Source organism: Rhodococcus sp. NPDC019050, assembly GCF_055664235.1.
This window is the reverse complement of record NZ_JBVOON010000008.1, coordinates 164,734-176,659: the sequence shown is the minus strand read 5'-3', so window position 1 is coordinate 176,659 and position 11,926 is coordinate 164,734. Positions and strand designations below refer to the sequence as shown.

Annotated in this window: 11 protein-coding genes and 2 tRNA genes; 7 read left to right on the top strand and 6 right to left on the bottom strand. The window is 65.1% G+C overall.

Translation table 11 applies throughout. The annotated features are described in order from the left end of the window. Window positions 1–612: 612 nt before the first annotated feature. The 3 genes from AC0B44_RS11505 to AC0B44_RS11495 are packed head-to-tail and all read left to right on the top strand — an operon-like array spanning window position 613 to window position 2,477. Window positions 613–1,758 (top strand): DNA cytosine methyltransferase, encoded by a 1,146-nt coding sequence (locus AC0B44_RS11505; RefSeq protein ID WP_471903018.1) that lies wholly within the window; start codon window positions 613–615, stop codon window positions 1,756–1,758. Window positions 1,759–1,812: 54 nt separating this feature from the next. Next, complete coding sequence (locus AC0B44_RS11500) at window positions 1,813–2,295, top strand: very short patch repair endonuclease (protein WP_471903017.1); 483 nt, start codon at window positions 1,813–1,815, stop codon at window positions 2,293–2,295. Window positions 2,296–2,342: 47 nt separating this feature from the next. Next, a complete protein-coding gene (locus tag AC0B44_RS11495; RefSeq protein ID WP_471903000.1) occupies window positions 2,343–2,477 on the top strand; it encodes a hypothetical protein in 135 nt (44 codons plus the stop codon). A gap of 24 nt (window positions 2,478–2,501) precedes the next feature. Here AC0B44_RS11495 and AC0B44_RS11490 read toward each other — a convergent pair whose 3' ends face one another. Together AC0B44_RS11490 and AC0B44_RS11485 are read right to left on the bottom strand one after the other, a co-directional pair. Further along, window positions 2,502–3,650: an acyl-CoA dehydrogenase family protein gene (locus tag AC0B44_RS11490; protein ID WP_471902999.1), complete on the bottom strand. Its 1,149-nt coding sequence runs from the start codon at window positions 3,648–3,650 to the stop codon at window positions 2,502–2,504. Continuing rightward, the gene (locus tag AC0B44_RS11485) at window positions 3,650–4,882 is read right to left on the bottom strand and encodes an acyl-CoA dehydrogenase family protein (protein ID WP_471902998.1); all 1,233 of its coding nucleotides are present in this window, start codon (window positions 4,880–4,882) and stop codon (window positions 3,650–3,652) included. The genes AC0B44_RS11490 and AC0B44_RS11485 overlap by 1 nt, the downstream gene beginning before the upstream one ends. 366 nt (window positions 4,883–5,248) lie before the next feature. On the opposite strand from AC0B44_RS11485, the gene AC0B44_RS11480 reads away from it, so the two are divergent. Beyond that, window positions 5,249–6,142 (top strand): TIGR03619 family F420-dependent LLM class oxidoreductase, encoded by an 894-nt coding sequence (locus AC0B44_RS11480; protein WP_471902997.1) that lies wholly within the window; start codon window positions 5,249–5,251, stop codon window positions 6,140–6,142. 70 nt (window positions 6,143–6,212) lie between these two features. Here AC0B44_RS11480 and AC0B44_RS11475 read toward each other — a convergent pair. From AC0B44_RS11475 to AC0B44_RS11465, 3 genes are all read right to left on the bottom strand, one after another. Then, a tRNA-Arg gene (locus AC0B44_RS11475) sits at window positions 6,213–6,285 on the bottom strand. A 37-nt stretch (window positions 6,286–6,322) separates the two neighbouring features. After that, window positions 6,323–6,414, bottom strand: a tRNA-Ser gene (locus AC0B44_RS11470). Window positions 6,415–6,488: 74 nt separating this feature from the next. Next, entirely contained in the window at window positions 6,489–7,199 is a 711-nt protein-coding gene (locus AC0B44_RS11465) for a dienelactone hydrolase family protein (RefSeq protein WP_471902996.1), read from the bottom strand. 62 nt (window positions 7,200–7,261) lie between these two features. Here AC0B44_RS11465 and hisC point away from each other — a divergent pair, with 62 nt between their 5' ends. Next, window positions 7,262–8,341 carry a histidinol-phosphate transaminase gene (gene hisC / locus AC0B44_RS11460; protein ID WP_471902995.1) on the top strand — a complete coding sequence of 360 codons (1,080 nt, stop codon included), beginning with the start codon at window positions 7,262–7,264 and terminating at the stop codon, window positions 8,339–8,341. Window positions 8,342–8,439: 98 nt separating this feature from the next. Further along, window positions 8,440–10,125: a bifunctional metallophosphatase/5'-nucleotidase gene (locus AC0B44_RS11455; RefSeq protein WP_471902994.1), complete on the top strand. Its 1,686-nt coding sequence runs from the start codon at window positions 8,440–8,442 to the stop codon at window positions 10,123–10,125. 8 nt (window positions 10,126–10,133) lie between these two features. Here AC0B44_RS11455 and AC0B44_RS11450 read toward each other — a convergent pair whose 3' ends face one another. Next, window positions 10,134–11,105 carry an alpha/beta hydrolase gene (locus tag AC0B44_RS11450; protein ID WP_471902993.1) on the bottom strand — a complete coding sequence of 324 codons (972 nt, stop codon included), beginning with the start codon at window positions 11,103–11,105 and terminating at the stop codon, window positions 10,134–10,136. A gap of 190 nt (window positions 11,106–11,295) precedes the next feature. Here AC0B44_RS11450 and AC0B44_RS11445 point away from each other — a divergent pair, with 190 nt between their 5' ends. Next, complete coding sequence (locus AC0B44_RS11445; RefSeq protein ID WP_471902992.1) at window positions 11,296–11,709, top strand: flavodoxin domain-containing protein; 414 nt, start codon at window positions 11,296–11,298, stop codon at window positions 11,707–11,709. Window positions 11,710–11,926: the final 217 nt, after the last annotated feature.

Sequence of the window (11,926 nt, the reverse complement as noted above, 5' to 3'; positions counted from 1 at the left end):
GTCAAAATTTGACCATCCACCAAAAGCGGATGATCGCACCAAAATAATTGGCACTGACATTCATCGGCACACTGTTGAGTTCTCAAAGAACACGCACACACCATCACTCCCAAGTTTCTCAACTTGTTCGTTCCGGGGCAACTGTTCCAGCCTAGATCCACCAGCCACACAGACGCAAATCCGTGCCGCTTCCGAACCCAGGGGCAGTACAAAACCTTACCAGAAGGTTTCGAACCAGATATTCAGGCGCTCTCGTCCAACCTCGTTTTCCCAGTCCCTGTCGGTCCGGGTCGGTGTCCGTGTCGCTCTGACCTGGATTAAGTTACGCGAGCACCCCCACAAACACCAAATCGCCAGGTCAACGGAGTTTCCCCGCGTCATCCGCACTTAAACACGCAACGACGGAGGAGTCCAGAGGAAGGACGGAGCACCCGTAGCGACACAGAGGAGCCGGCGCCCTCCTGGACATCGCGTTCACCCTCGGTACAAACGGCCCTATAAGAAGGCCTGGCTCTACGCGTGTTCCTGCGTCGGCTCACAGATCCCCTTGGGACTCGAGTAACGTTCTCGCTGAGTTGAGCGAGGAAGGGTGCCGTGACGTCGTCGGGGAACATGGTGGGGTTGTTCGCCGGAATCGGCGGCCTCGAGCTGGGGCTCGGGGAGAACGGGTGGAACACCGAACTTCTCTGTGAAGTCGACCCCGGTGCGCAAGCGGTACTGCGGGCGCGCTTCCCCGATGTTCCTCTTCATCCCGACGTGACCCAGCTGCGTTCGCTGCCGCAGGGGACAGAACTCGTCGCGGCAGGCTTTCCCTGCCAGGACCTGTCCCAGGCCGGTCGTACTGCAGGCATCACCGGCACCAAGTCGAGCCTCGTCGACGAGGTGTTCCGTCTCGTTCGGCGCAAGAACGGGCCCCGCTGGCTCGTCATCGAAAATGTCCCCTTCATGCTCCAGCTAGGACGCGGCGCCGCGATGCGCCACATCACCGATGCGCTGGAAGACCTCGGATACACCTGGGCCTACCGGGTCGTGGACGCTCGGGCCTTCGGGCTTCCCCAGCGCCGGAACCGCGTAATCATGGTCGCGTCCCGCACGGACGATCCGCGCGCCGTCTTGTTCGGCCAGGACGCCGGCATGCCCGTCGACGGCAATCCAGAACTGTTCCCGTGCGGGTTCTACTGGACCGAAGGGGTGCGGGGCCTGGGCTGGGCGGTCAACGCCGTGCCCACCCTCAAGGGCGGTTCCACCCTCGGTATCGCGAGTCCCCCGGCCGTGCGACTGCCATCCGGCGAGATCGTGACGCCGGGTCTGACCGACGCCGAACGACTCCAAGGATTCGATCCCCACTGGACCGCGCCGGCCACCCAGGCTGTGGGCGTGCGGACCGGCCACCGCTGGCGTCTCGTCGGCAACGCGGTCAGTGTCCGGATGGCGACCTGGGTGGGACACCGGGTGAACCACCAGATCGACTACACGTCCGATCACGAGACTCCGCTCGAGCCCGGCGACGCCTGGCCCACCGCAGCCTGGGGTTCCCACCGCAAAGCGTTCCGCGTGCACGAGTCGCCGTGGCCCGTCCACGCGCCCTACGAGGACCTCGGCGGTTTCCTCGACGACGCGCGACTGCTGTCCGCTCGGGCGACCGCCGGCTTCCTCCGGCGGGCGCGCTCGGGCAACCTGCGGTTCGTCCCCGGCTTTCTCGACGACGTCGAGAATCATCTGGACCGTATGGGCGGCTTCCCACAGGTAGCGGCATAGGAGGTGGGGATGTCTCCATCCGAAAACCACCGCCCCGAAGAGCCCCGGCCCGAAGTGCCCCGGCCCGAAAATCCCCGGCCCGCGCGACCGCAGACGGATGCGCGTACCAGCGCACGGATGAGCCGCCAACGTCGGCGCGACACCGCTCCGGAAGTCGCGTTGCGTCGAGAACTCCATCGTCGTGGGCTGCGCTTCTACGTGGATCGGGCGCCGCTTCCGGGCGTGCGCAGGCGCGCCGACCTCGTCTTTCCCCGCCGCCGTGTCGCGGTGTACGTCGACGGTTGCTTCTGGCACCGGTGCCCCATCCACGCGACCGATCCGAAGAACAACGCCCAGTGGTGGGCCGACAAGCTCGCCGGAAACGTCGAGCGCGATCGCGACACCGACGCTCGACTCGCCGCCACGGGGTGGACGGTGATCCGGGTCTGGGAACACGAGGATCCGATAGCGGCGGCAACGCGGGTCGCAGATGCACTCGCGCCGCCCGCCGGACACTCCCCACCGGACGTCCCCGGCGAAGACTTCGATACGGATTGAGCAAACCTGCGGATGCGGCCGCGGCACTATCGCGCTTCACTGGAACTATGGCCCAGCAGAAAACGCGTATTCAGAGAGGCCCCCGACCCCTGTTCAACGAGACGATGACCGGCAAGTCCGACCTGATGCTCGTCATCTCCTTCGCCGTGATCAGCGTGGCGATGTGGTGGCTGCTGTTCTGACGGTCCTTCGCCGTCTCGTCCGCGTCAGGTCTTGGTGAGTTCCGCGTACCGCGCGATGTGGTGGTCGGCTGTGCCGAACTCGTACTCGATCGCCGTCAGCCGTTTGAAGTAGTGCCCGACGGCCAGTTCCTCGGTCATCCCCATCCCGCCGTGCAACTGGACGGCGTTCTGGCCGATGAAGCGCGCTGCGCGGCTGATGGTCGCCTTCGCGGCCGACACCGCGCGTGCACGGACCGGCGCATCCGCTTCGAGGTGCATGACCGCCAGATACACGGCGGAGACCGCCTGCTCGAGTTCCATGAACATGTCGACCATGCGGTGCTGCAGCACCTGGAAACTGCCGATCGGCTGACCGAACTGCTGGCGCTGTTTCGTGTACTCGACGGTGTCGGCGAGCACCTTCCGCATAAGCCCGACCGCTTCCGCCGCCACCGCGGTGGTGGCTTCGTCGACACCGAGCGCCACGGACGGCCATGCGCCACCCTCGTCGCCCAGGAGAGCATCCGCGGGAAGTCGCACGTCCGAGAACACGAGATCTGCCGCACGGCGATCGTCGATCGTTCGATACGAGTGCATCTCCACTCCCGCCGGAGGGTTCGCAGGATCGAACTCGACGAGGAACAGCGACACTCCATCGGTGTCGCGGCGATCACCGGACGTGCGCGCGGTCACCAGCAGGTGAGTGGCGAGCGGAGCGCTCGTGACGACAACTTTGGAACCGTCGAGCACCCATTCGTCCCCGTCGCGACGGGCAGTGGTCGTCACGTCGTGGAAGGTGTAGCCGCTCGTCGGTTCCGTCGCCGCGAACGCCGTGACGGCGTCGCCGGAAGCGATCGCTTCGAGAACACTGTGGGCGCGTGATCCACCGGCACGCTCGAGCATCCCGCCACCGAGAACGACGGTGTCCACATACGGCTCGACGACGAGGGCGTGCCCGAGAGCTTCGGCCACGACCATCAGTTCGACCGGGCCTCCGCTCATCCCGCCGACGTCTTCGGGCAGCGTGGCCCCGAGGATGCCGAGTTCCACGGCAAGGGCACGCCACACGTCCGGTTGCCAACCCACCCCGGTGGTCACGGCCTTGCGGCTGCGCCCGAGGTCGTATCGACTCGCAAGAAACTTGGTGATCGAATCACGAAGGAGTTCTTGCTCTTTGCTCAAACCGAAGTCCATCAGAGCCCCAATGCTGCTTTGGCGAGAATGTTTCGCTGGATCTCGTTGCTGCCGGCGTAGATCGAGCCGGCACGGTCGTTGAAGTAGCGCAGCGGCGCCACCGCCTGCCACTCCTCACCGCTGACGTATCCGTCGGCGGGCGGCTCGTACTCGGCGACGGGGCCACCGGGTGCGGTGACGTGCGGCTGGTACACACGGCCACGCGGTCCGGCCGCTTCGAGCGTCAATTGCGTGAGGGTCTGGCTCAATTCGGTGCCGAGCACCTTGAGCATGGACGACGCCGGGCCGGGATCCTTACCCGCGGACAATGCTGCAAGGGTGCGGTATTCGAGGATCTCCAGTACGTCGGTGCGGATGCGGGCATCCGCGAGTTTCGCGGCGAATGCGGGATCGTCGACGAGCGGCCGTCCGTCGGGACCGGGTTGTTCTGCCGCGACGACGGCGATCCGCTCGGCCAGCACCTGGAGCGCGGGCGCAGCGGCCGCTCCACCGCGCTCGAAGACGAGCAGGTATTTCGCGACGGTCCAGCCCTGGTCGATTTCACCGAGCACGTTCTTCTTCGGAACCCGGACGCCGTCGAAGAACACCTGGTTCTGAACCTCTTCGCCGGATGTCATCACGAGCGGGCGGATCTCGATGCCGGGCGAAGTCATGTCGATGAGCAGAAAGGTGATGCCCTGCTGCTTCCGGCCGGTCTTGGACGTGCGGACGAGGGCGAACATCCAGTTCGCCTCGGTCGCGTGGGTGGTCCAGATCTTGCTTCCGGTTACGACGAGGTCGTCGCCGTCGTCGACCGCGCTCATGCTCAGCGAGGCGAGGTCGGAACCGGCCTCGGGTTCGGAGTAGCCCTGGCAGAAGAAGACCTCACCGGTGAGGATCCCGGGCAGGAAAAAATCCTTCTGTTCCTGGGTGCCGTAAGCGACGATGGCGTGCGCGACCATCCTGATGCCCATGGGTGACAACGACGGTGCGTCGGCGAGGATCGATTCGCGACCGAAGATGTAGTGCTGCGTCTGTGTCCAGTCGCATCCGCCGTACTCCACCGGCCACGCCGGTGCGGCCCAGCCTCGCTCGTGGAGGATCCGCTGCCATTCCATGCTCGCCTCGTGGTCGGAGTAGACGCTGGTGGCGAGCCGTCCGGCACGTCTCAACTCCGGGGTGAGTTTCTCGTCGAGGAACGCACGCACCTCGTCTCGGAAGGCGGCGTCGGCGTCGGACCACGCAAGTTCCATGTCTTCTCCCCCGCAGAGCGCGACCGCCACCGATCGGCTGATCGTGCGAATCGTCGTTAACTTCTGAACACTCGTTCCGGAATGTACTGTCGCCCGACCGGGCTCGTCAATAGATCGTTTGCCCCCGTTACCGGCACTGTTGGCTCGGCTACCGCACCTGAGGTGAGCAGTCGAGCAGGCGGCACGTCGGACAATTCGGGGAGATGGACCATTCACTCCCGCACATTCGCGGGCGACACCCCGCTCGACCAGTGGTGACTGCGGTCACAACTTCGTGTAGAACAGGCTTCTGACAAATAGGAAATGCCACTCTCCTGATCGGATACCCATGACTCATACACGACGCCGGTACGCGGAGGTAGTCCGTTGAAGTTCTGGACCGGGACCGCCTTCATGAAAACGACAGAGATGCCGGCCGTGGCGACCACGCTCGATCAGGCGGGATTCCACGGCGTGCTCGTCTCGGACCACCTGATCTATCCGAGAGAGATGAAGACCGTCTATCCGGGGCACGAGAGCGGGAAAATGTTCTGGCACCCCGAGACGGACTGGCCCGACGCATGGGTGCTCATCGGGGCCATGGCAGCCGTCACCGAGAACCTGCACTTCGGCAACAACGTCTACATCGCCCCGTCGCGACCCATCCTCGAGGTAGTGAAACAGGTGGGCACCGCGGCGGCGATTTCAGGCGGACGCGTCTCCATCGGTCTCTCCGCCGGTTGGATGCGCGAGGAATTCGAACTGCTGGGCCAAGACTTCGACAACCGCGGACCGCGTCTCAACGAGATGATCGAAGCTCTGCGCGAGTTGTGGAAAGGCGGATGGGTCTCCTTCAAGGGCGACTACTACGACATCCCCGAGATGACGATCGAGCCACATCCACCGTCACCGGTCCCGATCCTGTGCGGTGGAGAGTCCACGGCCGCCCTCAAGCGTGCCGCCCGCTACTGCGACGGCTGGGTCGGCACCGCCTACACCATCGACGACGCGGAGAAGTGGATCGAGAGGATCAACGGCTACCGCCGCGAGTTCGGACGCGAGAATCAGCCGTTCGACATCATTCTCGGTCTGCGCGACCAGCCGTCCACCGACCTGTACAAGCGAGCCGAGAAGATCGGCATCACCGGCGTGATGTGCTCTCCGTGGGCGAACTGGGAAGCCACCCACTCCGGCGACCACGACCACCTGCTCGGGTCGGCGGAGCGCTACCGCGAGCCCATCGAACGATTCGCGGAGGACATCATCGCGAAGCTCGCGTGACGGGCGCACCACACGCAGGTGCCAATGCGAAAACCACCTCGCCGGAAGCCGACGAGGTGGTTTTCGTGAGTGCGCCCGAAGGGATTCGAACCCCTAACCTTCTGATCCGTAGTCAGATGCTCTATCCGTTGAGCTACGGGCGCAAGTTATTCAATTGTTCGTCAGTGACGGTACACCAACTGGCGGAGGCGAGAGGATTTGAACCTCCGGTCCCCGGTAAGGGGGACAACTCATTAGCAGTGAGTCCCATTCGGCCGCTCTGGCACGCCTCCTCGGGGATTCGAAGCTCTCGAACCGCCGGGACGAAAGATTACACATGCACCGACCCGAAACGCAAAACGGCTGGTCAGCGCAGGTGAGTGTCGAACCAATCGAAGATGCGGCGTCGCGCGTCGACGATCGCTGCTTCGGAGGTGTCCATCTCCGGATCGATCGAGTCGTCTGCGACCGGAGGCTCGTCGGGCCGGTGAGCGAGCCCTTCGTAGCTGACCACAAGCGCCGGCGCGTCCGACCGCCCCGCCGCATCCTGTAGAGCGGCGACCTCGTCCGGCGGTGTCCTCGGGTCGTCGTCGCCGTACAGACCGAGCCACGGGGCCCGCAGCGACGGCACGACATCGACCAGAGGCCGAGCGCCCTTGCGGACGGGTTTCACGATGCCGGGCGCCGCGACACTCACCACAGCGCCGACGACCCGCTGCGCCGCGACGTAGAGCGCGCCGGTGCCCGCCTCGTCGAATCCGAGCACACCGATCATGTCGGGGGCGATCCCCTCGTCCCCGATCCACCGGAACGTCGCGTCGGCTTCCGCGTAGAACCGCTCGACGAAAGGCTCGGGACTCGACGCCTCGTCGGCATCCCGAGTGGGCTGGGGCGCGACGACCAGCCAACGGTCGTCGGCGAGAGTCTCCATGAAGTGGACCAGAGGCGGCGAAAGCCTCTGGGAGCGGTGCAGGATCACGATGCTGCCGCGCGGCCTCGAATCCGGACGAACCACGGTCAGCGGTACGTTGCCGGTACCACCGGCCCGCGGCGCAGCATCGTTGCTGATTTCCGGCATGCTGTCCACGATGACACGCCCACCGGGTGCCCGCACGGAATCGTCGGGAGCATAATCGGCTGGTGACCCCACGGACCCGACCCGATCTCGCTTCGATCCCGGCCTACGTTCCCGGACGCTCGTTTCCCGGCGCTGTGAAGCTTGCCAGCAACGAGACGACCGCCGGACCGTTGCCCTCCGTGCGCAAGGCCATTCTCGATGCCGCCGCCGACGTGAACCGGTATCCCGACAACGGCGCCACGGAGCTGATCTCGGCGCTGTCGAAGCGGCTGCAGGTCCCCGCGGAGAACATCGCGGTGGGCTGCGGGTCCGTGAGCCTGTGCCAGGAACTCGTGCAGATCACCTGCGAGCCCGGCGACGAGGTGATCTTCCCGTGGCGATCGTTCGAGGCGTACCCGGTGGTCGTGGCCGTCGCGGCCGCGACCGCTGTACCCGTGGCGAACACCCCGGACCACAAGCACGAACTCGACGCGATGCTCGCGGCGATCACCGACCGGACCCGCCTGATCTTCATCTGCAATCCCAACAACCCGACCGGCTCGCTCCTCGGGAAGCGGGAACTCGAGCAGTTCCTCGACAAAGTCCCGTCCGACGTCGTCGTCGCGCTCGACGAGGCGTACTTCGAATACGTGCGGCCCACCTCGGACGACGACTTCGCCGACGGTCTGGATCTGGCGAAGAGCCGCCACAACGTGGTCGTGCTGCGCACGTTCTCCAAGGCGTACGGACTTGCGGGTCTCCGGGTCGGGTACGCCGTCGCCGCTCCCGAACTCGCCGCGGCGATGAGCAAGGTGCACACTCCGTTCTCGGTCAACACGATCGCGCAGAAGGCAGCCGTCGCGTCCCTCGAGGCCGCCGACGAACTGCTCGCGCGCACCGAACATGTCGTCGCCGAGCGCCATCGCGTGCGGGATGCACTTCTCGAGGCCGGCTACGACGTGCCCGAGAGCGGGGCGAATTTCCTCTGGTTGCCTCTCGGCGACCGCTCCGCGGCTTTTGCGGAGGCGGCGGCCGAGGCAGGCGTGATCCTGCGGAACTTCACCGGCGACGGCACGCGCGTGACCATCGGCGATCCGCACGAGAACGACCGTTTCCTCGCTTTCGCGACGGGACCGGGGCGGGCCCTCGCAGGCATTGCATGACCTGTGACGAGACCCAACCGTTATCCCCAGGTATCGGTGACGTGACCCTGCGCTGACAGACTCGGGCGATTGGTACGAACCCGACCGGAGGAAGCTGCATGCGCGTTGACAAGGCACGTCGTGTCCTGTCTGCATGTGCTCTCGCGACAGCCCTCTGTGCGGGCACCGCCGTCTCCCCCGCCGGCGCGGCGTCCCAGAACACGGTGCCGGTGCGCATGATCGCCTTCGGTGACCTCCACGGGAATCTCCTGCCTCCGCAGGGGTCGCGCAGCGAGGTGATCCGATCGGACGGCGAGTCCGTTGCCGCAGGTGGAGTGGCACATCTCGCGTCCTACGTGCGCCAACTCCGGGGACAAGCAGAGCATTCGATGCTGTACGCGGTCGGTGATACCTGGGGCTCGTCGCCGCTCGAATCGGCGATGTTCCACGACGAGCCCACAATCGAACTGCTCAACAATCTCGACGTCACCGCCGCCGCTCTGGGCAACCACGAACTCGACGGCGGCTACGCGGAGCTGGCCCGGCTGCGGGACGGCGGATGCCATCCCGACGAGGGCTGCCGTTACGGCGAGACGTTCGAGGGAGCGCAATTCCCACTCCTGGCCGCGAACCTCACCACCACCGACGGAGCACCCGCCGCGCTCCCGTTCAGCGTGAATTACGTCGACGGCATCCCCGTGGGCGTTATCGGCGTGCTTCCCAGCAACACGCCGGAGTTCATCCGTTCCGAGTCGATCGAAGGACTGAATTTCGGCGACGAGATCGAGGCCGTGGACCGGACCGCCGACATTCTCGACTCACTCGGAGTGCGCGCGATCGTGCTGCTCTACAAGGGCGATATCGGTACCGACGGTGGGAGCGACCCGTGCAACCCGGCCGACGGCCCGGCGAACGTCGTCGCCACCTCCGTCTCGCCGAAGGTCGACCTGATCGTCACCTCCGACGGCGACAGGCACTTCAACTGCACCTACCCCGATCCTCTCGGCCGACCACGCGCGGTCGTGCAGGGCGCCTCCCACGGGCGCATCATCTCCGTCGCAGATCTGATGATCGACCGCGAGACCCGCGACGTGCTGCGAGACCACACGCTCACGTTCACCCAGGTCATCACTCACGACATCGAGCCGGATCCGGAAACGCAGGAGTTCGTCGAACGCGCGGTCGAGATGTCCCATGATGTCGCGGGGCGCCGCGTCGGGTCGGCGTCGGCGGACATCACGCGCGAAACCGGACCGAGCGGCGAATCGGCGTTGGGCAACCTCGTCGCCGATGCCCAGCTCGCGGCGGCACGCTCGGCGGGAGCGCAAGTTGCCCTGACCAATCCCGGCGGTCTCCGCAGCGATCTCATGTGCGGCGATGACGGAATCCTCACGTACGGACAGACTTACGCGGCGCAGCCGTTCGGTAACCGCCTCCAGGTTCTCGAACTCACCGGCGCACAACTCGACGAACTTCTCGAACAGCAATTCCAGAAGACGGCCACGGGTGCGCCGCTCGAATGGATTCTCGCGCCGTCACACAACTTTCGATACACGCTCGATCGCATCGCCCCGCGCGGCGAACGCATCCGCGCCATCACCATCGACGGCGAGGAGGTCGATCCCGAGCAGTACTACCGCGTGGTGGTCAACGATTTCCTGGCCGAAGGCGGAGACGGTTTCGACGTCTTCACGCACGCCCGGGCGCGAACCGGTGCGGGTGAGGAACTCGATGCCCTCAACGCGTACCTGACTGCGCAGGATCCCGTCGCCCCTCCCGCAACCGACCGTATCCACATGCACTGACGTCGAATTCAAAGCTGGAGCGCAGTTTTCAGTGTCGGCCACGCGGTCTTGATATCGTCCTGCCAGTATTCCCACGAGTGGGTGCCCCACGGCCGATAGACGACCCGCGCCGGGATATCCAACTGTCGCAGGCGACGATCGAAAGTGATCGTGCACGTCAACGTTCCGAACTCGAGCGGTGTCCCGCCCGACAGGAGATCTTCACCCGATCCGAGGTCGTTCGGGCCCACGAGCCCGTTTCCGGTACTCAGGAAAATCTCTTTGCCGCGGAGACGCTCGGCAAGAAGGTACGAATCGTGTTCCTCCCAGACCGGGTCGCCGGGTGGCCCCCACATGTTGTCCGGGTTCCCGCCCTTGTAGGCGACGGTGCCGCGCACCGAATCGCGGGACGACTCGCGCGAGGTGTCGAAGCAACCGCTCAGTGCCGCAACGCCCCGATACAGATCGGGATGCCGCGTGATCAGGTTCATCGCGCCGGTTGCTCCCATCGACAGTCCGGCGATCGCGTTGACGCCGTTGCCGTGGAAGTGCGCGTCGACGAGCTGCGGCAGTTCTTCCGTCAGGAACGTTTCCCAGCGGTTGATACCGAGTATCGGATCCGCACTCCGCCAATCCGTGTAATAGCTCGCGGTGCCACCGACCGGCAGCACGACGTTGACATTCTTGTCGGCAAAGAATTCTTCGACATCTGTGCGCTGGGTCCATGTGCTTTCGCGGAACTCCGACTCCTCGCCCGCGCTGACCCCGTCGAGCAGGTACAACGTGGGGCGGGACTGGTCACTTGCCGGATGCAGCACCCGCACACGGATGACGCGCTGCATGGCAGGTGAGAACACCTCGATGTCCGTCTGGCGGTCGCCCAGCATCGCCGTCTGCTCGATCGCGGCGACTGCTGCCGGCTGGGCAGGCGCATACGCCGGAAACCCCAGTATCGACAGCAAAACCACGCCGAATACAGTGGTGATTATTCTTTTCAGCATCGAGCTCCCCATCCCCCGACGACATGGATCTTGATCCCAACCCGGCCGCGGTCTGCGGTCAAGCCCACTGGTTGCGACCCCAGTCCCGCCCATCACGATCGTGACCGGTCCCGGCTCAGCGCCCAACGCCGACCACGAGAGCCGGGTGCGACTATGTTTCCCTGATTGGACCGTGGGGAAACCCCAGGGCATGACCGTACTCGTCGTAGCCGGGACCAGCCGAGGAGTGACTCATCAGGTCGCGCAAGTGATCGCAGAGTCCCTGGGAACACGCGATATCGATGCCACGTTGGGCGAGGTGAGCGATCTCGACCGCACGGCGGAGTTCGACGCGATCATCATCGGTAGCGAAGCGGAGAGCGGTAAATGGCCGGCTGAGGCCGGCGACCTGTGCCGCCGCTACGCCGACGCGTTGACCCAGCAGCAGGTGTGGTTGTTCTCCGCGCCCGTGGAGGAGAACAGCACTATCCGCGGTGAGGTGGAAGTGCCCGAACTCCTGGCGGCTGTCGCCGCACGCGATCACAAATACTTTCCGAGTCCCGACCCTGACGAAGTCATGTCCTGGACATCATTGATCGCGGACGAACTCGAAGGAAACAGCTGACAAGCGCGGTCGACAATCCGCCTGCCGTGTAGGGGGACCACGTCGTCCGACGGCCGAGATACAACGAGCCCCCACCCGCAGTCGCAGATGAGCGGTTCGTCTGTGGGCGGCTATGGTTCGTCTGTGGGCGGCTATGGTTCGTCTGTGGGCGGCTATAAGGTCAAATCCCAGACAGGACCTCTCGCTAGGAAGTCCTCTAACCCGACCGATAAGTGGC